This window comes from Thioalkalivibrio thiocyanoxidans ARh2 (assembly GCF_000385215.1).
GTDB lineage: Bacteria > Pseudomonadota > Gammaproteobacteria > Ectothiorhodospirales > Ectothiorhodospiraceae > Thioalkalivibrio > Thioalkalivibrio thiocyanoxidans.
The window spans coordinates 1-18045 of sequence record NZ_ARQK01000023.1 but is presented as its reverse complement, the minus strand read 5'-3'; the positions used below and the strand labels follow the sequence as shown (position 1 = coordinate 18045).

Here is an 18045-nt window from a genome sequence, read left to right as displayed (position 1 = left end):
GCGCGCGCACGGCGTTGCGGCTCCCTTGTGCAGAATGACTGCACGGCAGTCACCGCGCCTTGTTCGCACGCAAAAGCGACTCGAGCGCGAGCGTGTACATTAATCAGTGTTTCCCTAGCCTACTTCGACCAGAAGTTCAGGTCCTCGAAAAAGCCCTTCACCCCATCCAGCCAGGAGTGCGCCTGCGGGCTGTGCTTGGTGCCACCCGCCTGGGTCGAGTCCTCGAACTGGCGCAGCAGCTGCTTCTGCTCCTTGGTCAGGTTGATCGGGGTCTCCACGGTCACGCGGCAGATCAGGTCGCCAACACCGCCCCCGTGCACGGACTGCACGCCCTTGCCACCTACGCGGAACTGCTTGCCGGTCTGGGTCTCGGCCGGCACCTTCAGCTTCACCCGGCCATCCAGGCAGGGGACCTCCAGCTCGCCGCCGAGTGCGGCGGTGGCAAACGAGATCGGCACATCGATATGCAGGTCGGAGCCCTCGCGGCGGAACAGCTTGTGCGGCTTGACCCGCACCTGCACGTAGAGATCCCCCGGCGGGCCACCATTGACCCCGGCCTCGCCCTGGCCGGCCAGGCGGATGCGGTCGCCGCTGTCGACACCGGCCGGGATTTTCACGTCCAGGGTATTCTGCTCCTGCACCCGGCCGTTGCCGTTGCAGGCCTTGCAGGGGCTGGCGACGATCTTGCCCGAGCCCTCGCAGCGCGGGCAGGTCTGCTGCACCGAGAAAAAGCCCTGCTGGATACGGACCTGGCCCACGCCGTTACAGGTCGGACAGGTCTCCGGCGAAGTGCCCGGTTCGGCACCCGAGCCGTCACAGGCCTCGCAGGAGACGGTGGTCGGGATGCGGATCTTGACCTCAGTTCCGAACACGGCCTCCTCGAGGGTCAGGTCCAGGTTGTACTGCAGGTCGGAGCCGCGGAATGCGCGCGAACCGCGCGCGCGACCACCGCCGCCCCCGAAGATGTCGCCAAAGATGTCCTCGAAGATATCCGAGAAGTTGGAGGCCCCGGCACCACCAAAGCCCCCGGCACCACCATCGACGCCGGCATGGCCGTAGCGGTCGTAGGCCGCGCGCTTCTGGTCGTCGCTGAGGACGTCATAGGCGGCGCGCGCCTCCTTGAACTTGGCCTCGGCCTCCTCGTCCCCCGGATTGCGGTCGGGGTGGTACTTCATCGCCAGACGGCGAAAGGCCTTTTTGATGTCGGCGGCCGAGGCGTCCTTGGAGACGCCCAGCACCTCGTAATAGTCGCGTTGTGACATGGTCATTCCCAGGTAGATCGTTCGCGCGAACGCGGAATGCCTTCACGCAAACGCCCGGAGTCACGAGTACCCCGGGCGCGGTGTTAAATCGACAGGGAAACGCAGGTCTCCCTGGCGGTGGGGCACCAGGCCCCACCGGCTACGGCATCAGCCCTGCTTCTTCTGGTCGTCGTCGACTTCCTCGAACTCGGCGTCCACGACGTCGTCGGCCTGCTGCTCGCCACCGGCCTGCTCGGCCCCGGCCTCGCCCGCGGCATCCGCGCCCTGGGCATAGGCCTTCTCGGCCAGCTTGCCGGAGGCCTCGGCCAGCTTCTGCGTAGCCTGCTCGATGGCCTCGGCGTCGTCACCCTCCATGGCCTGCTTGACCTCGGCGACGGCCGATTCGATCGCGGAGCGCTCGTCGTCGGCGACCTGGTCGCCCAGATCCTTCAGCGACTTCTCGGCCGAGTGCACCAGGGCGTCGGCCTGGTTGCGCGCGCCGACCAGCTGCTGGAACTTCTTGTCTTCCTCGGCATGGGCCTCGGCGTCCTTCACCATCTGTTCGACTTCCTCGTCGGACAGACCGGAGGAGGCCTTGATCACGATCTTGTTTTCCTTGCCGGTCGCCTTGTCCTTGGCCGAGACATTCAGGATGCCGTTGGAGTCGATGTCGAAGGTGACCTCGATCTGCGGCACGCCGCGCGGCGCGGCCGGGATATCCTGCAGGTCGAAGCGGCCCAGCGACTTGTTGGCGCTGGCCATCTCGCGCTCGCCCTGCAGCACGTGCACGGTCACGGCCGTCTGGTTGTCCTCGGCGGTGGAGAACACCTGGTTGGCCCGGGTCGGGATCGTGGTGTTCTTCTCGATCAGCTTGGTCATCACGCCGCCCATCGTCTCGATCCCGAGCGACAGCGGGGTCACGTCCAGCAGCAGCACGTCCTTGACGTCGCCGCCCAGCACGCCGGCCTGCACCGCGGCACCCACCGCGACGGCCTCGTCCGGGTTCACGTCCTTGCGTGGCTCCTTGCCGAAGAACTCCTGCACCGCTTCCTGCACCTTGGGCATGCGGGTCTGACCGCCGACCAGGATCACGTCGTCCACCTCGGAGGCAGACAGGCCGGCATCCTTCAGCGCGACCTTGCAGGGCTCGATGGAGCGCTTGACCAGATCGTCGACCAGGCTCTCCAGCTTGGCACGGGTGATCTTCAGCGCCAGGTGCTTCGGCCCGGTGTTGTCGGCCGTGATATACGGCAGGTTGACCTCGGTCTGCTGGCTGGAGGACAGCTCGATCTTGGCCTTCTCGGCGGCCTCCTTCACACGCTGCATCGCCAGCGGGTCACCCTTGATGTCGATGCCCTGATCCTTCTTGAACTCGTCGACCAGGTAGTCGATCAGGCGGTTGTCGAAGTCCTCGCCCCCGAGGAAGGTGTCGCCGTTGGTCGCCAGCACCTCGAACTGGTGCTCGCCGTCGACCTCGGCGATCTCGATGATGGAGATATCGAAGGTACCGCCACCGAGGTCGTACACGGCGATCTTGCGATCCCCGCGCTTCTTGTCCATGCCGTAGGCCAGCGCGGCCGCGGTCGGCTCGTTGATGATGCGCTTGACCTCGAGCCCGGCGATCTTGCCGGCGTCCTTGGTCGCCTGGCGCTGCGAGTCGTTGAAGTAGGCCGGGACGGTAATCACCGCCTCGGTCACGGTCTCGCCCAGGTAGTCCTCGGCGGTCTTCTTCATCTTCTGCAGCACGCGCGCCGAGATCTCCGGCGGGGCCATCTTCTTGCCCTGCACCTCGATCCATGCATCGCCATTGTCGGCCTTCACGATGTTGTAGGAGACGAGCTTGATGTCCTTCTGGACCTCGCCTTCCTCGAACTTGCGCCCGATCAGGCGCTTGGCCGCAAAGATGGTGTTCTGCGGATTGGTGACCGCCTGCCGCTTGGCCGACTGGCCAACCAGCACCTCGCCGTCGTCACTGAACGCAACGATGGACGGGGTGGTACGGGTACCTTCCGCGTTCTCGATGACCTTGGCCTGGTCGCCTTCCATGACGGCGACACAGGAGTTGGTGGTCCCGAGATCGATGCCGATGATCTTGCCCATGACTGAATTCTCCTGATGCGAAAAAATGTTCGTTGCAGAGGTTGTTCTCTGCCTGGATGTACGGGAATCTGGGGCCCGGGCCGCCCTTTTCAAGTCCCCGGGCCGAATTGGCCGCTGGCCGGTCAGGCGCTCTCGTCGATGCTGGGCGAGGTCGGCGCCTTGGAGACCACCACCATCGCCGGGCGCAGCACCCGGTCCTGCAGCAGGTAGCCCTTCTGCATCGTCGCCACCACGGTATTGGGGGGACTCTCGGGGTCCTCCTGCATCGACATCGCCTGGTGGCGTTCCGGGTCGAACCGTTCGCCGGTCGGGTCCTCGGCCTGGATGCCGAACTTCTCGAAGACCTTGTTCAGGTTCTTCAGGGTCAGTTCGGCACCCTCGATGATGCGCTCGACATCCTTGGATTCGCGGGCGGCCTGCAGGCCCATCTCCAGGGAGTCGCACACCTCCAGCATCTCGGAGGCAAACTTCTCCATCGCGTACTTGTGCGCATTCTCCAGCTCGCGCTCGAAGCGCCGGCGCTGGTTCTCCAGCTCCGCCTGGGCACGCAGGGCCTGATCGCGGCGCTCCTCGGCCAGGGCCTCGAGTTCCTGCAGGCGTACCTCGGTATCGTCAGCGGCTTCTTCAGCCCCCTCCTGCGCCTGACTCGGGTCCGCGGCCTCGAATGCCTCTTCCTGTTCCTGGGGTTCGCGCTGATCGGACATGTCTGCCTCGTAAAATTCGGTGAAAAAAGAAGGACGCACGCCGAACCCTGCGGGCGGCATACGTGCAGAAATTCGCCTTGGCTATCGGGACTGTGGGGATGCCCGGGGCGGTTTCAAGGGTATCCGGCTATTTCGTGTCCTGCGCCGGATCCCCCAGCGCCGAACCCAGCAGACGCGCCGTCACATCCACAATGGGAATCACGCGATCATAGGACATGCGCGTAGGCCCGATCACCCCGAGCACGCCGACCACTTCCCCGTCGACACTGTAGGGGGCCGTCACCACCGAACAGTTCTCGAACCAGTCGAGCCCGGACTCGCGACCGATAAAGATCTGGACGCGGTCACTGCGGATGCACTGGTCCAGAATACCGAGGATCTCGCGCTTTTCGTTGAAGGCCTCCAGCAGCTGGCGCAGGCGGTCGATGTCGGCCAGCTCCTCGTAGCTGAGCAGGTGCGTCTGCCCCGCCACCACGACATCGTCCGGGTCCTCGCCAGCCACGGCCTTCTCGCCCAGATCGATGGCCGCCAGCATCATCGCATCGAGGTTCTCGCGCACGTCGCGCATCTCGCGCAGCAGGGCATCGCGCACCGCGTGCAGGCTCTTGCCGGCCAGGTGCGCGTTCAGATAGTTGGCCATGCGCTGGAGTTGGTCCTGGTCGAAGTCGCGCTCCAGCTCCAGCACCCGGTTCTGCACCTCCTTGCCGTCGATCACGAGGATCGCCAGCACCCGGCGCTCGCCCAGGCGCAGGAACTCGAGCTGGCTGAGCGCCACATTGCGGTGGCGCGGCAGGCGCACCATGCCCGCCATGCGCGTCACCTGCGAGAGCAGGTTGGAGGTCGCCCCCATCAGATCCTGGGTGGTCGCGTTCGGGTCGAAACCCGACTGGATCGCACGGATCTCCTCGGCCGTCGGCTCGCGCACCTCCAGCAGGCTGTCGACGAACAGGCGGTAGCCGCTCGCAGTCGGGATCCGCCCGGCGGAGGTGTGCGGCGCCTGGATCAGGCCCAAGTCCTCGAGATCCGCCATTACATTGCGCACTGTAGCCGCACTGACCTTGAGCCCGGAGGTGCGCGCGAGGGTGCGCGAACCGACCGGCTGACCGTCACGGATGTAGCTCTCGATCAGGGTCCGCAGCAGGGTACGGGCCCTGGCATCCAGATTGATCGCAGCGTTTTCCATCGGTGATCAGCGCTCCATGAAGGCGAGTGTTAATGGCCAGTTTTCGACCCGCGCCGGGAGAGGTCAAGAAACCACGGATGCAGTCCCCCGCCCTTTTCCGGATAATGCCGCCATGATGCCGGAATTCAACACGATTGGGCTGGTGGGCAAGGCCAGCGACTCGCGCACGGGCCCGCTGGTCGCACGGCTGGTGGAGCTGCTGCGCACGCGCGACCGCCAGGTCCACATGGAGCAGGAGATCCCCGGCTTCGACCGCCCGGACGACATCTCCCTGCTTCCCCTGACCGAACTCGCCGAGGCAGCGGACCTGCTGATCGTAATCGGGGGCGACGGCACCCTGCTGGCCACCGCCCGCCAGATCGCGGACAGCGAAACCCCGGTACTGGGCATCAACCTCGGACGCCTCGGCTTCCTGGTGGATGTCTCGCCGGAGACGGCCTGCGAGGAACTGGGCGAGGTCCTCGACGGCGCGTACGAGCTGGAACCGCGCGCAATGCTCGAGGCCGAGCTGATCCGCGACGGCGTCACCATCCACGAAGGCATCGCACTTAACGACGTGGTGCTGCATGTGCTGAGCGTGGTCCGCATCATCGAATTCGACACCGCAATCGACGGCATGGACATCGGCCGCCTGCGCGCCGACGGGCTGGTCGTGGCCACGCCCACCGGCTCCACCGCCTATGCCCTGTCCGCCGGCGGCCCGATCCTGACCCCGCAGCTGGACGCGATGGTCATGGTCCCGGTCTGTCCGCACAGCCTGAACCACCGCCCGCTGGTGGTCAGCGGACGCTCCACGGTGGAGATTCGCCTGTCCAGCGGCAGCCGGTCGCCGGCGCAGATCGCACTGGATGGCCAGGAGAACCTCGATTTTGCGGCCGGCGACCTGGTTCGCATCCGTCGCCGCGAACGCAACCTGGCACTGATCCACCCGCGCGAGCATCACTTCCTGCGCGTGCTGCGCACCAAGCTGCGCTGGGGCGAGCAGCCCTGACCCCGCCATGCTGCGACTGATCAGCATCCGCGACTTCGCGATCATCGACCATCTCGAGCTGGAGCTGGACACGGGCCTGAGCGCCCTGACCGGCGAGACCGGGGCCGGCAAATCCATCCTGATCGACGTGATCGGCCAGCTGCTGGGCGACCGCGCGGACGCCGGCATGGTGCGCGGGGGAGCCGAACAGGCCGACCTGTCCGCGGAGTTCGCCCTGCCCGGGCAGGGCCCGGCCGGCGCGTGGCTGGCCGAGCAGGACCTCGCGGACCCCGACGACGACGCGGTGCTACTGCGCCGTGTGCTGACCCGCCAGGGCAAGAGCCGAGCCTGGATCAATGGCCGCCCGGTCGCGGTCGGCCAGCTGCGCACGCTGGGCGAGTGGCTGGTGGACATCCATGGCCAGCATGCCCATCAGCAGCTGCTGCAGCGCGACACCCAGCGCCACTGGCTGGACGGTTTTCTCGAGGGCGACCGGGTATCCCGCGTGCGCGAGGCCCACCAAGCCTGGCGCGAGGCCGCCCGCGCGTTGGAGCAGGCCCGCGAGAGCCAGGCCGACACCTCCGACCGCCTCGACCTGCTGCGCTTCCAGACCACCGAGCTGGCCGAACTGGCCCCGGTGCAGGACGAATACCCGCAACTGCTGGTCGAACAGAACCAGCTCGCCCACGGCACCGAGGTGCTGAGCGCGCTGCAGACCGCCAGCCAGCAGATCGAGGACGACGCCGGACTCGATGCCCAGATCGGCCAGGTGCTGCACGCACTGCAGGACGCCGCGCAGCACGACGAACGGGTCAACCCGGCTGTCGAGCTGCTGGAATCGGCGCGCATCCAGATCGACGAGGCCGGCGACACCCTGCGCCGGCTGGCCGACGGCATCGAACTGGACCCGGAACGCCTGGCCGAGCTGGACCAGCGCGTCGGCGAATACCTGCGCCTGGCACGCAAGCACCGCGTCAACCCCGAGGCCCTCCCGGGCCTGCACGACGAACTGCAGACAGAGCTGGACGCCCTGGAGAACGGCGACCAGACACTCGAGGCCCTGGAGGCGCGCGAACAGGAGACCCGTACCGCCTTTGATACGGCCGCCAAGGGGCTGAGCAAGGCCCGCCAGCAGACCGCCAGCCGCATCGGCCAGGCGGTCACCGGCACCATGCAGGAGCTGGGCATGGCCGGCGGCCACTTCGAGATCGCGATCGAGCCCGCCGACAAGCCGCAGGCGCACGGCCTGGACCAGATCGAGTTCCGCGTCGCGGCGAACCCCGGCGCCGCCCCCCAGCCGATGGCCAAGGTCGCCTCCGGCGGCGAGCTCTCGCGCATCGGGCTCGCGCTACAGGTGCTGGCCAGCCAGCAGCAGACCGTGCCCACGCTGATCTTCGACGAGGTCGACAGCGGCATCAGCGGCGCGGTCGCCGAGGTCGTCGGGCGCAAGCTGCGCACCCTGGGTGAGCGCCATCAGGTCCTGTGCGTGACGCACCTGGCGCAGGTCGCCGCCCAGGCCCATCAACAGCTGGAGGTGCAGAAATCGCACGGCAAGGACGGCACCCGCACCGCCATCCAGCCCCTGGACGACGAGCGCCGCGTAGAGGCCCTGGCCCGCCTGATCGGCGGCACCCAGCTCACCGAGACCACCCGCACCCACGCGCGCGAGCTCCTCGCCTCGGCTGGCTAGTCCAGCACGAAGACCACAAGGGAAAACGTAGGATGCGATGAGCGCAGCGAATCGCATCGCTCCAGGCGTGTAACCTGTCTCAGCCCTAATGATGCGATTCGCTGCGCTCATCGCATCCTACCCCGCGCGGATCGTTGCGGCGACGACCCAGGATCACCCCCAGTGGGCCATGCGGTTCAGGGCCGCGCCGGCCAGGTGCCGTCCGCCAGATGGCGCGCGCCGCGCGGCAGACGCGGCATCCAGTAGACCCAGAGGGCCGCTGGACCGTCCTCGGTCCAGGCGGGCACCAGGGCACGGCGATACTCCCCGCGGCCATCCGGTCGCACACCCTCCAGGGCATCGACGCGCGGCAGGGTCCGCGCCGGGTCCGGCAGGCGGATCCACTCGCCGTGCACAGCCGCCTGTGTCGCCTCCGGGACAGGCGGCGCGAGGCCCCGAAAACGGCGCTGCCGCGCCGCGTCACGGGCGGGATCCTGCCCGGCCTTCAGGAGAATGCTGCTGTCGGGAACCTGCACGGCGGGATAGCCCACGGGCAGGTCATAGAGCGACCCGACAATAGCCGCGGTGCGAATCCGGAGGGCCTGCGCGCAGAATGCCCGATGGTTGGCGAAGCCCTGCTTCAGTGTCCCGTACACGAACAGGTCGACAAACGCCGCCATACCGATGCCTACTCCCAGGGAAACACTGATCCATGCACATGCTCGCGCTCGAGTCGCTTTTGCGTGCGAACAAGGCGCGGTGACTACCGTGCAGTCATTCTGCACAAGGGAACCGCAACGCCGTGCGCGCGCCCATTTTTTGTAACAACGGGCGGCCGAGCCCCTTCGTTCATTAAGTTGTGGGGTTGGCACCCCAGGTTCCCCGATCCTGCGTTGCACCGCTTGCGGGTAGAACCACTACCCGCTGCACGGCGCGCCTTGTCTCGGAAAACCTGGGGTACCAACGCGAGCGTGTGCATGGATCAGTGTTTCCCTAGGGGAGTCGCACCACCGGGCGCCAGAGACGGGCGGAATCCGGGACCTGGCCGGGCCAGTCGACGATGTAGTCGATCAAGGGAAGATTGGGGGCATCGCATTCCCGGATAACCCGCCCGGCCACGGAGACGCGGGCGCGCTTGACCGTTTCCGGATCGCCTGTCAGCAGAGGGTGCCAGGTCGGCAGTGGCTGCCCCTCGAAGCGCAGCCGGTAGGCGCAGGTGGGTGGCAGCCAGTTATAGTTCGGCAGGTCTTCCAGGGTGAGCTGGATGCAGTCGGGCACGAAGTTGCGGCGGTTTGCGTAGTCCGAGCAGGCGCCGGTCTCGCAGTCGAGCAGATCGCAGGCCAGCCAGGTAAAGGCCAGTTCGCCCGAGTCCTCGTCTTCCAGCTTGTGCAGACAGCAGCGGCCACAGCCGTCGCACAGGGCCTCCCACTCCGCGTGGCTCAGCGTCTCGAGCGGGCGCTCCCAGAACGGGACCGGGGCCCCGTCTGCGGGATCACTCATGGTCCTCGCCGATCATGCGCCGTCCCTCGTCGCGCAGGCGATCCACGGTCTCGCCCCAGCGCTCCTGGGTCACATAGTGCATCAGCACGCGGCCCCGGCGCGGCACCATGATGGCCAGGCCGCGATCGGGATAGAGCCAGTAGCTGTGGTCGGAATCCACCTGCATGCGCTCGGCCGGTTCGCCAAAGCGCTCCTCCAGGACGTCGGGGGTCCAGCGCGCACGGGGGATATAGCTCATCTCGACGATCGGGACGTTGCCCAGCGAACTGAGCGCCTCGTCGCTCAGCCCGTAGCGCCATGCCCCGCTGGGCATCGGCCGATCGGAGGTCGTCTGGGACTCGATGCGATCAAGCTCGGCCTCGTCCAGATCCGGACGCAGCACCAGGTTCGTCTCGAACGGCGGGATGCGCGCGTTCACGTAATAGGCCTCGACCGAACGGCTCCCGTCCGGGTCCACGAACAGGCGAATATCCGGTACCGGCAGGCGGCCCATCTGGTCGGCCATGGTCGACTCACCCAGCGTAAAGCCCAGCACGCGGGTGCGCTGCTCGTCGATCACCTGCACCTGCCAGGGCAGGTCGGTGAACTGCTGGCTGCGCTGACCGCCCGGGTTGGAATAGACCCACATCGCCAGCGCCATGATCACGACCATCGCGATCAGTCCCACGATCCAGCGTATCTGCATGCGTTGCACTCTCCGACGCGAGGCGGCCCCGGCGCGCCGGCTCTCGTATAATGCCGGCCCTCCCGCTGACCACCGGATGACAGCACGCCATGTTCTCACGTTTGTCCGCCTGGATCACCGCCCGCTCCGTGCCTGCCGGCAGTGCCGGTCGCATCGTCGTGCTGGCCCCGCAACAAACCCTGCTGGCCGCCGCCGACTGGCTCGACGAACTGGCCGCCACGGCGGGCCCGCTAACGCTCGGCGTGACCGATGCCGAGCGCGATGGAGAACTGCCCGACCAGGGAGGCGACCGGCCCGCGGTGGCGCTGCCGCCGGAGCTGGCCCGGGAACGGCTGGCACGCCTGCAGCCACGGGCCGTGGTCGTCATCGGCCCGGCTGGCGAACTGGGCCCGTCACTTGCCGCGATCACCGCGCCCCGCCTCTGGGTGAACGCCGAGGGCGACGCCCCGGCCGGCTTCGAGTGGACCGGGATCTTCGCCGCCCGCGATCAGGCCTGCAGCGCCCCCGGGGCACGGGTGATCGGCGACCCGATCGCGGGGGCGGTCGAGCTGCCTGCGGCCCCGGCGCCCGACACGGCCTTCTGCGAACGTTTTCGCGAATATCACGAGAAGGGGCACCCCATCCTGCTCGCCCCCAACACGGGGCCCGGCGAGGAGGCCTTTGCGTTCGCGGTCCTGTTCGCCGTGCTGCGCAAGACCGCCGCGATCCTGCTGCTGGCGCCCGCGGACCGCGAACGTCACGAACCGGTATACCGCGACGCGATCAAGTATTCGCTCCCGATCATCCGCCACAACCGCTTCATGACCTCCTTTGTGCCCCGCAAGAACCGGGTGTACTACATCGAGGATCCCGAGACCCTGCGCTCGGCCTACGGTTGCGCGCACGTAACCCTGCCCGGCGGGACCCTGGCCGCCAGCGAAACGCCGCCGGACCTCGGGCTGCCCCTGACCCACGGCAGCGCCGTCGTCTGCGGACCGGCGGACAACCCCGCTCGGCCGGACGCCGCTACGCGCCTGCGGCTGGCCGCCGAGCACACCGGCCTGGTGTCGCGCGGCAGCACGCCGGAAGAGGTGGCCGACGAGGTACTCGCACGCCTGGCCGAGGGCCGAACCGCACAGGATCGACGCGACGACCTGGCGCAATGGCAGCAGCGCCAGGCCAATGCCCGCTCCGCCGTGCGCGATGCCCTGACCGGCAGTCTCGCCAACGCATGACGCAACCAGGGGAAACACCTTCCAAGTAATTGATCTATAATCATCAGGATGTTCATTTGACGGATCACCCGATGATCGATGGCAGCACGTCCCTGACGGGCATACAGAACGGCGTCACCAGCCTGCGCCAGCAGGCGCATACGGTGGCCACCGAGCCGGCCGGCGGGCGCGAAAGCACGACCGCACAGGTCGGCATGATCGCGAGCCAGAATCAGGTCGAGGCCTCGGTGAAGACCCTGCAGGCCGAAGATCGCATGATCGGGTCGTTGCTGGACGTGCGCGCCTGAGACGGCGGGTTCCGGGAGGCGGACGATGGAAGTCCCAGTCAGCAATCCTTCAGCGGCAGTCCCGCTCGGCACGCGGCCGACGGGTTCCGATCGCCTGGGACTCGGCCAGACCTCGGCACCCGCAGAGTTTGACCGCCCCCTGAACGACCCTGAGGCCGGCGAGGCCCGCCGCCCGATCGAGGACGATGCGGAGCAGGATAGCGATCGCCGCGGCAGCGATCAGAGTGAGCGGTCGCTGGATTTCGGCGCGCGTTCCGAACAGGAACTGTCGAGCCGAGCGCGCATCAGCGCCGAGCAGGAGGCGGCCCGCATGCGCCGCGATGGCGACGACCAGCCGGACGAATCGGCGCTGCGCGATGGCGGCTCACTGGGACAGGACGGCGTCGAGGCACTGCGGCGCCGGGTTGAACTGGCCGTACGCCTGGCCGGCCCCACCGAGGAACCGCGGCGCGAACTCAACGTGATTATCTAAAGAGGCCCCGGCGCCACACCAGGCGCCCTGCGCCTACTGGAGCCTGGTTACCGGCTGCCCCTGGCTCTGCAGCCACTCGCGCGCCTTCTCGCCTGCATGAAGGCGTTCATCAGGGGTCAGTTCCCGGGCCACGCGCTCGCGATAACGGGCCGCGTTGACCACCCCCATCTCGGCCGCGATCGCATACCACTTGAACGCCGAAACATCCGAGCGCTCCACGCCCTCGCCCATCGCGAACAGCCGCCCCAGATTCGCGGCACCCCGGCCCTCGCCGCTCTCGGCCGCCAGCAGATACCACTGCGCAGCCTGTTCGGCATCCTGCGGCAGCCCGCGTCCTTCGTCGAACTTGAGCCCGAGATTGAACATGGCCTGGGCGTTACCGCGCTCCGCAGCCATATGAAACCAGCGGGCCGCCTCGTTGGTATCCGGGGCAACACCGTCACCCTGCTCGTAGAGGACCGCGAGGTTGAAGGCGGCATCGGGAAAGCCCGCCTCCGCCGCCCGGCGATACCAGCGCGCAGCCGCTTCCGGATCGCGCGACTGATACTGCCCCTCGTCGGCCAGCACACCCAGATTGTAGGCGCAGCGGGCATCGCCAGCGGCGGCACCGGCGCGCCAGCCATCGATCGCAGCCTCGACATCGCCACGCCCCCAGGCCTTCCGAGCCTGCTCAACGAGATTTTCCAGTTCAGGAGTATCAGCCATCGTCATGTCTTGTGAACCCGATATTGTCCGGGACCCTCCGGTTTGTGGTGAGTTCACTTTAGCGGGCCGCCATGCACAGGGCGATTTCGCACACTGGCTTTCGTGACGCCCGGCACAGCCAGGGGGGCACCGAAAAATTCGACCGAACTCATGAAAACAGCTGTTGTCTCCTGCCCCGAAAGCAGAGTGTTTTCACGCACGCTCACCCAAAGCCCTCAAGCAAAAGGAGAGACATTATGAAACGATCCACCGGAATCCTGGCGACGCTCGCCATCGCCCCGTTCGCCCTGCTGGTCGGCTGCGGCGAAGGCGACATGGACATGGAAGAGTTTGAAGAGCAGCAGATGGAGCAGCAGGAACAAGGCGGTGGCGAACCGATGCAGCCGCCGGCGGATGAAGGCATGCAGCAGCCCCCGCAGGAAGGCGGCGAAATGCCCGAAGAGGGAGGCAGCATGGAACCGCCCGCGGACGGGGGTGGCGAACAGGACTTCTAGTCCTGCCATCCGCCTGAAGTGCAAAAGGAGGGGCTGGTCCCCTCCTTTTTTGTATCCGGCCGGCTGCCTCCCAACACCACAAACAAAAAGGGCAGCAGCCCACCGGCCACTGCCCCCTCGCACAAGACGAGCCTTCAGTTGTCGAACGTGTCTTCCATCTCGTCGCCAGCGTCGTCCATCGCATCACCGGCATCGTCCATCGCATCATCGATTTCTTCACCGGTCTCTTCGGCCGGGCCCTGGTTGTCACAGCCCGCGAGGCTGGCACCACCCAGCGCCAGCATCAGCGCCAGGAAGAGAATCGTCAGTCGGGATTTGTCGAGCATCGGTTCGCTCCTTTACCGGAAAATGGATCCTTCACGTAGATAGTCCAATCGGCGACCTCTGTCGAGGACCGCCGCTTGCTGGACTCGGACGTTGGGACCACAGGCAAACGAGAATGATCGGCCTTCCGGCGACCCGCCCCGCCACACTGTGACCCACATCCAGTTTCTCGGCGAACTCGCCCCGGCCTCTCAGAAACGCGCATTCAGGGAAACAAACAGGCGCCGGGGCTCGTAGAGGTTGTTGTAGACATTGCTGAAGGTGGTTTCTCCGGTGTCCCCCCGGGCATACGGCCGGTAGTCCTTGAAGTCCTTGTCGAACAGGTTGTAGAGCGTCGCGTTCAGGGTGACGTTCTCGGAGATGTGGTAGGCGGCACCGACGTTCACCATTGTGAACCCGTGGAAGTCGCCCAGGGCATCGTAGGCACCCTGCGCACTGCCGCCGTCCTGCGGCTCGTGATAATTGCGCGGGCGGAAGGCGCTCGAACGGTACTCGGCCTCGGCGAAGGCCTCGACCCGCGGGGTCGCCTGCCAGTCCAGCCGGGCATTCAGCATGTGCTCGGGCACACTGGCCAGCGGGTCGCCGACGTTGCTGGCCGCGGTCCCGCCCCGTTTCACCTCGCTGTCCGTCCAGGTGTAGTTGGCCGAGAACGCCCAGTCGGGTGCGAAGCGGTAGCGCGTCGCAAGCTCGATCCCCCGCACCACCGACTCGCCAATATTCACGTCGACGCCTTCGTTGGCCCCGGTGCCACGCTCGATCTTGTCCTTGAGCTCGTTGCGAAACACGGTCGCCTGGGCCGAGAAGTCCTGGCGGTTGTCATAGGCGACAGTAAACTCGACGTTGGTGCTGCGCTCGGGCTCCAGGTCCGGATTGCCGAACAGCGGCGTGGAGCCCCCGTCGCCATAGCCGATCACCCCGTCGGTGATCTGCTCGATATACGGGGCGCGAAAACCCTGGCCGATCCCGCCCTTGAGCGTGACGGTGTCCGTCGCACTGAACACCCCGTACAGGCGCGGCGTGATCTGGCTGCTGAAGTTCTCGTTGTCGTCAAACCGCAGACCACCGGTCAGGGTGAACCGGTCGGTCATGAACCACTCGTCTTCGACGAACAGGCTGTACTGCCAGAAGGACAGCGAATCCGGCAGGATGCCGTCTTCCAGCTTCGGACGCAGATACTGCCCCCCGACCGTCAGCACGTGGTCATCCAGATACGTGACCACCTGAGTATCCAGGATCGTGGTGTCCAGTCGGAGCGTTCGCGGTGCGCCTTCGCGCGAGGCATCCGGGACAGCCCCCTCGTTGATCGTACGCCCGAGCGTCTCCACCCGATCCTGGGTCAGGGTGGTCTCCCAGGTCCCGAAGTCGTAATCGCCCCGATGGCCGAGGCGCACCTGATCGCGCTGGAACTCGAGTTCGCGCGAATAGCCGCGCAGAAAGTCCTCGCGTGAATCCCCCGTGCCCGTCAGGCGCCCGAGCTGTCCGCGCGAGTTGTCGTAGCTTTGTCGCGTGGTATCCAGCCGCAGGGAGAATTCATCCTGCGCATTGGGTGTAAACAGCAGGCGGCCGCCAAAGGTCTCGACATTCGCACTCGTCGGGTTCTGCCCCATGGTGCGGTTGTCGGTCAGGCTGGGCTCGGTGCCGGGGATGTCGATGCTGGAGGCCGAGCGCTCGTACAGATGGGTATACAGCTGCATGGACAGGCGTTCGTCCACCAGCGGGCCGGCAAGATAGCCTTCCAGGGTGGAGTAGCCGCCAAAGTCGGAATCCGACTGGAACGTATGCCCCAGCGTCGCAGAGCCCTCCCACTCGTCACCCGGCTGGCGGGTGATGATGTTGACCACGCCCCCGATCGCATCGGAGCCGTACAGGGTCGACATCGGGCCGCGAATCACCTCGATCCGTTCGATGGCCGCGACCGGCGGAATGAACACGCTGGAGGCATCCGTGAATGCGTTCGGGGCCACGGTGCCGGAGACGTTCTGGCGCACACCGTCGATCAGCACCAGGGTGTATTCCTCGGGCAGCCCGCGCAGGCTGATCGTCTGGTTGCCAGTCTTGCCGCTGCGGGCATCCAGCGAACGCACGTTCACCCCTTCGATCCCGCGCAGTGCATCCGCGAGGCTGGTGACCTCGCGGCGCTCCAGCTCTTCTCGCGTCACCACGGAGATGCTGGCCGGCGCCTGTTCGAGATCCTGCTCGAAACCGCCTGCCGTGATGACGACCGGTGCCAGACGTTGTTCTTCCTCTGGCGGGTTGGCCTGTACCCCTTCCTGGGCGTGGGCGACCGAAACAGCGAACGGAAAGCCGAGGGCGGCGCTGGCGATACCGGCCAGCAGCGGTGTCTTGCGGGTCGTTTCGGACATGGCGCAGTCTCCCTTGTGTCAAGGTCGACCCCTTCGCGGGGCCGGGAGGCTGGCTGGCTCGAACCGGGTTCTCGCTGGCTGGCATTCGGGTTGTGGCAAGGCTTACTTGGTCAGGATCAGCTTGTCGTTGGCGGTCTGGCGCAGGGTGTACCACTCGCCCCGGTGCCGGATGCGGATCTGGCGCGCGGGACCGAGCAGGTCCTCGCTGGCCACCTCGCGCGGACCAGTTGCCGGGCGCGAGGATAATGGGCCGATGGTTCCATCTCGTGCGTTCATCGCTCGGCCTCCGGTTCGGAGACAAAGGCCATGCGGCTCACGCCCGACTGGCGCACCTCGGCCATCACCCGGGCCAGCCGCTCGTAGCGCGTGTCCTGGTCCGCGCGCAGATAGATCGCCACATCGGGCTGGTGCTCGACCGTCTCGCGCAGGCGTTCCGGCAGACGGTTCAACGAGACCGGATGGTTGTTCCAGTAGATCTCGCCGTCCCCGTCCAGCGAGAGCGTAACGCTGTCCGGAAGCTCGTCCGCGGGCTCGCTGGTCGCCTGGGGCAGCTCCAGCTCCACCGAGTGAGTGATCACCGGCGCGGTAATGATGAAGATCACCAGCAACACCAGCATCACGTCCACCAGCGGGATCACGTTCATATCCGACATCGGCTCGTTGCTGTCGCCCAGGCGTCCAAAGGCCACGCTCACACCCCCTGGGGCAGGCCGCCCCCGGCGGACGTGTCGGCCTGGGCATGGCCACGAGCCGCATCGGCACGGCGCGCCTGGCCCGGCTGCAGATCGGAATGCATCAGCAGCGCATGCAGATCGTGGGCGAAGGCCTCCAGCGTCTGGCGCTGCAGCCGCTGGGCACGGTTGAACACGTTGAAAAACGCCACGGCGGGAATCGCGGCCGCCAGACCCGCCGCCGTCGCAATCAGTGCCTCGCCAAGCGGGCCGGCGACCAGGTCCATGGACACGCTAGCCTCCGTCGAGATATCGATCAAAGCCGCGTGGATGCCCCAGACCGTACCCAGCAACCCCACGAACGGCGCCAGACTACCCACCGAGGCCAGAATCGTATTGCCCGCCTGCATGCGCAGGTTCTCGCGGTCCATCGACTGGCGGATCATGCGGACCACGTGATCGTCCAGCTGCTGCTCGGCCTTGTCGCTGCCGTCGCGCACACCGCGATAATGGTCAAACGCGTGGTAACCGTCCTGCGCAATCGATGCAAGCGGCCCGCTGCAGTCACCCGCGAGGTCACGAAAGCGCCGAGCGCTCTGGCTCTCCTCGAACGCGGCCAGCGTCCTGCGGTTCTGCCGACGCACGCCCAGCAATGTGAAGAACTTGCCGACCGCGATCGCCCAGGTGGCGATGGACATCACCAGCAGCGTCAGGAACACCCCGACCAGCAACGGGTCGCCGTGGCGGAATACGTAAAAGACGTCGAAATCACTCATGGCTCTTGGTACTCGGCATTGCGTTTGATGGGTGCGGCTGAAAAGAGGCAAGCCGCCTTAGCGCAGCTGGAATTCCATCGGGACGACGACCTCGGCCTCGACGGAACGACCACCCCGACGTGCCGGCTCGAATCGCCAGCGCTCGACAGCCGACAGCGCGGCCTCGTCCAGGCGGTCGTAACCACTGGACTCCTCGACCTCCCAGCGGACCGGTTCGCCTTCGGGCGACACCGTAACCCTCAGCATCACAGTCCCCTCCTCGCGACGACGCTGCGAGATGCGCGGGTAATCGGGCGGCGGATTATCCAGATAATCCGCTCCGAACCCGGGCTCCTCGAACGGCTCATCCCCCTCGCCGGGCTCACCCGCCGCGTCCTCTGAAGCGGCGTCCGCCGCATCTTCAGAGTTCGTGTCCTCGCGAGAGTCCATGTCCGAATCCGTGGTCTGTTCTGGTTCTGGTTCTGGTTCTGGTTCTGGTTCTGGTTCTGGTTCTGGTTCTGGTTCTGGTTCTGGTTCTGGTTCTGGTTCTGGCTCTGGCTCTGGCTCTGGCTCTGGCTCTGGCTCTGGCTCTGGCTCTGGCTCCGGCTCTGGCTCCGGCTCTGGTTCCGGCTCTGGTTCCGGCTCTGGTTCCGGCTCTGGTTCCGGCTCTGGTTCCGGCTCTGGTTCCGGCTCTGGTTCCGGCTCTGG

Annotated in this window: 20 protein-coding genes; 6 read left to right on the top strand and 14 right to left on the bottom strand. The window is 66.7% G+C overall.

The window, feature by feature from the left end:
- Positions 1-119: 119 nt before the first annotated feature.
- The 4 genes from dnaJ to hrcA all read right to left on the bottom strand — a co-directional run bounded on the left by dnaJ (position 120) and on the right by hrcA (position 5228).
- Complete coding sequence (gene dnaJ, locus G372_RS0100820) at positions 120-1268, bottom strand: molecular chaperone DnaJ (RefSeq protein WP_018865364.1); 1149 nt, start codon at positions 1266-1268, stop codon at positions 120-122.
- A 141-nt stretch (positions 1269-1409) separates the two neighbouring features.
- Entirely contained in the window at positions 1410-3341 is a 1932-nt protein-coding gene (gene dnaK, locus G372_RS0100815; RefSeq protein WP_018865363.1) for a molecular chaperone DnaK, read from the bottom strand.
- A 122-nt stretch (positions 3342-3463) separates the two neighbouring features.
- Positions 3464-4045: a nucleotide exchange factor GrpE gene (gene grpE / locus G372_RS0100810; RefSeq protein ID WP_018865362.1), complete on the bottom strand. Its 582-nt coding sequence runs from the start codon at positions 4043-4045 to the stop codon at positions 3464-3466.
- 127 nt (positions 4046-4172) lie between these two features.
- Positions 4173-5228: a heat-inducible transcriptional repressor HrcA gene (hrcA, locus tag G372_RS0100805; protein WP_018865361.1), complete on the bottom strand. Its 1056-nt coding sequence runs from the start codon at positions 5226-5228 to the stop codon at positions 4173-4175.
- A gap of 112 nt (positions 5229-5340) precedes the next feature.
- Here hrcA and G372_RS0100800 point away from each other — a divergent pair, with 112 nt between their 5' ends.
- A complete protein-coding gene (locus G372_RS0100800) occupies positions 5341-6219 on the top strand; it encodes an NAD(+) kinase (protein ID WP_018865360.1) in 879 nt (292 codons plus the stop codon).
- A 7-nt stretch (positions 6220-6226) separates the two neighbouring features.
- Positions 6227-7888: a DNA repair protein RecN gene (gene recN / locus G372_RS0100795; protein WP_019623725.1), complete on the top strand. Its 1662-nt coding sequence runs from the start codon at positions 6227-6229 to the stop codon at positions 7886-7888.
- Between the two features lie 176 nt (positions 7889-8064).
- Here recN and G372_RS0100790 read toward each other — a convergent pair whose 3' ends face one another.
- The 3 genes from G372_RS0100790 to G372_RS0100780 form a co-directional block, all read right to left on the bottom strand.
- Positions 8065-8547, bottom strand: a complete 483-nt coding sequence (locus G372_RS0100790; protein ID WP_019623726.1) for a gamma-glutamylcyclotransferase family protein — start codon at positions 8545-8547, stop codon at positions 8065-8067.
- Positions 8548-8860: 313 nt separating this feature from the next.
- The gene (locus tag G372_RS0100785) at positions 8861-9367 is read right to left on the bottom strand and encodes a YcgN family cysteine cluster protein (protein WP_018865428.1); all 507 of its coding nucleotides are present in this window, start codon (positions 9365-9367) and stop codon (positions 8861-8863) included.
- On the bottom strand, positions 9360-10052 hold the full coding sequence (locus G372_RS0100780) for a hypothetical protein (RefSeq protein ID WP_018865429.1): 693 nt from the start codon (positions 10050-10052) through the stop codon (positions 9360-9362). Before G372_RS0100780 ends, G372_RS0100785 begins: the two co-directional genes overlap by 8 nt.
- Before the next feature lie 89 nt (positions 10053-10141).
- On the opposite strand from G372_RS0100780, the gene G372_RS0100775 reads away from it, so the two are divergent.
- From G372_RS0100775 to G372_RS0100765, 3 genes are all read left to right on the top strand, one after another.
- A complete protein-coding gene (locus G372_RS0100775; RefSeq protein WP_019623727.1) occupies positions 10142-11266 on the top strand; it encodes a hypothetical protein in 1125 nt (374 codons plus the stop codon).
- A gap of 71 nt (positions 11267-11337) precedes the next feature.
- On the top strand, positions 11338-11553 hold the full coding sequence (locus tag G372_RS0100770) for a hypothetical protein (RefSeq protein WP_019623728.1): 216 nt from the start codon (positions 11338-11340) through the stop codon (positions 11551-11553).
- A gap of 25 nt (positions 11554-11578) precedes the next feature.
- Positions 11579-12025: a hypothetical protein gene (locus G372_RS0100765; RefSeq protein ID WP_019623729.1), complete on the top strand. Its 447-nt coding sequence runs from the start codon at positions 11579-11581 to the stop codon at positions 12023-12025.
- Positions 12026-12058: 33 nt separating this feature from the next.
- Here G372_RS0100765 and G372_RS0100760 read toward each other — a convergent pair whose 3' ends face one another.
- Positions 12059-12730: a tetratricopeptide repeat protein gene (locus G372_RS0100760; RefSeq protein ID WP_026279131.1), complete on the bottom strand. Its 672-nt coding sequence runs from the start codon at positions 12728-12730 to the stop codon at positions 12059-12061.
- A gap of 236 nt (positions 12731-12966) precedes the next feature.
- Here G372_RS0100760 and G372_RS0100755 point away from each other — a divergent pair, with 236 nt between their 5' ends.
- On the top strand, positions 12967-13224 hold the full coding sequence (locus G372_RS0100755; protein WP_018865434.1) for a hypothetical protein: 258 nt from the start codon (positions 12967-12969) through the stop codon (positions 13222-13224).
- A 134-nt stretch (positions 13225-13358) separates the two neighbouring features.
- Here G372_RS0100755 and G372_RS0100750 read toward each other — a convergent pair whose 3' ends face one another.
- The 6 genes from G372_RS0100750 to G372_RS13700 form a co-directional block, all read right to left on the bottom strand.
- A complete protein-coding gene (locus G372_RS0100750) occupies positions 13359-13550 on the bottom strand; it encodes a hypothetical protein (protein WP_018865435.1) in 192 nt (63 codons plus the stop codon).
- 189 nt (positions 13551-13739) lie between these two features.
- Positions 13740-15911 carry a TonB-dependent receptor domain-containing protein gene (locus tag G372_RS0100745; protein ID WP_019623730.1) on the bottom strand — a complete coding sequence of 724 codons (2172 nt, stop codon included), beginning with the start codon at positions 15909-15911 and terminating at the stop codon, positions 13740-13742.
- 102 nt (positions 15912-16013) lie between these two features.
- Positions 16014-16187 (bottom strand): hemin uptake protein HemP, encoded by a 174-nt coding sequence (gene hemP, locus G372_RS13705; RefSeq protein ID WP_018865437.1) that lies wholly within the window; start codon positions 16185-16187, stop codon positions 16014-16016.
- Positions 16184-16600 carry an ExbD/TolR family protein gene (locus G372_RS0100735; protein ID WP_026279132.1) on the bottom strand — a complete coding sequence of 139 codons (417 nt, stop codon included), beginning with the start codon at positions 16598-16600 and terminating at the stop codon, positions 16184-16186. Before G372_RS0100735 ends, hemP begins: the two co-directional genes overlap by 4 nt.
- A 2-nt stretch (positions 16601-16602) precedes the next feature.
- Complete coding sequence (locus tag G372_RS0100730; protein WP_018865439.1) at positions 16603-17358, bottom strand: MotA/TolQ/ExbB proton channel family protein; 756 nt, start codon at positions 17356-17358, stop codon at positions 16603-16605.
- Positions 17359-17415: 57 nt separating this feature from the next.
- On the bottom strand, positions 17416-18045 hold a 630-nt coding region (locus G372_RS13700; protein WP_083923843.1), incomplete at its 5' end, for an energy transducer TonB.

Excerpts from the sequence above, each read along its gene's own strand:
- dnaJ (WP_018865364.1), bottom strand. The coding sequence starts at position 1,268 with ATGACCATGTCACAACGCGACTATTACGAGGTGCTGGGCGTCTCCAAG.
- dnaK (WP_018865363.1), bottom strand. The coding sequence starts at position 3,341 with ATGGGCAAGATCATCGGCATCGATCTCGGGACCACCAACTCCTGTGTC.
- grpE (WP_018865362.1), bottom strand. The coding sequence starts at position 4,045 with ATGTCCGATCAGCGCGAACCCCAGGAACAGGAAGAGGCATTCGAGGCC.
- hrcA (WP_018865361.1), bottom strand. The coding sequence starts at position 5,228 with ATGGAAAACGCTGCGATCAATCTGGATGCCAGGGCCCGTACCCTGCTG.
- G372_RS0100800 (WP_018865360.1), top strand. The coding sequence starts at position 5,341 with ATGATGCCGGAATTCAACACGATTGGGCTGGTGGGCAAGGCCAGCGAC.
- recN (WP_019623725.1), top strand. The coding sequence starts at position 6,227 with ATGCTGCGACTGATCAGCATCCGCGACTTCGCGATCATCGACCATCTC.
- G372_RS0100790 (WP_019623726.1), bottom strand. The coding sequence starts at position 8,547 with ATGGCGGCGTTTGTCGACCTGTTCGTGTACGGGACACTGAAGCAGGGC.
- G372_RS0100785 (WP_018865428.1), bottom strand. The coding sequence starts at position 9,367 with ATGAGTGATCCCGCAGACGGGGCCCCGGTCCCGTTCTGGGAGCGCCCG.
- G372_RS0100780 (WP_018865429.1), bottom strand. The coding sequence starts at position 10,052 with ATGCAGATACGCTGGATCGTGGGACTGATCGCGATGGTCGTGATCATG.
- G372_RS0100775 (WP_019623727.1), top strand. The coding sequence starts at position 10,142 with ATGTTCTCACGTTTGTCCGCCTGGATCACCGCCCGCTCCGTGCCTGCC.
- G372_RS0100770 (WP_019623728.1), top strand. The coding sequence starts at position 11,338 with ATGATCGATGGCAGCACGTCCCTGACGGGCATACAGAACGGCGTCACC.
- G372_RS0100765 (WP_019623729.1), top strand. The coding sequence starts at position 11,579 with ATGGAAGTCCCAGTCAGCAATCCTTCAGCGGCAGTCCCGCTCGGCACG.
- G372_RS0100760 (WP_026279131.1), bottom strand. The coding sequence starts at position 12,730 with ATGGCTGATACTCCTGAACTGGAAAATCTCGTTGAGCAGGCTCGGAAG.
- G372_RS0100755 (WP_018865434.1), top strand. The coding sequence starts at position 12,967 with ATGAAACGATCCACCGGAATCCTGGCGACGCTCGCCATCGCCCCGTTC.
- G372_RS0100750 (WP_018865435.1), bottom strand. The coding sequence starts at position 13,550 with ATGCTCGACAAATCCCGACTGACGATTCTCTTCCTGGCGCTGATGCTG.
- G372_RS0100745 (WP_019623730.1), bottom strand. The coding sequence starts at position 15,911 with ATGTCCGAAACGACCCGCAAGACACCGCTGCTGGCCGGTATCGCCAGC.
- hemP (WP_018865437.1), bottom strand. The coding sequence starts at position 16,187 with ATGAACGCACGAGATGGAACCATCGGCCCATTATCCTCGCGCCCGGCA.
- G372_RS0100730 (WP_018865439.1), bottom strand. The coding sequence starts at position 17,358 with ATGAGTGATTTCGACGTCTTTTACGTATTCCGCCACGGCGACCCGTTG.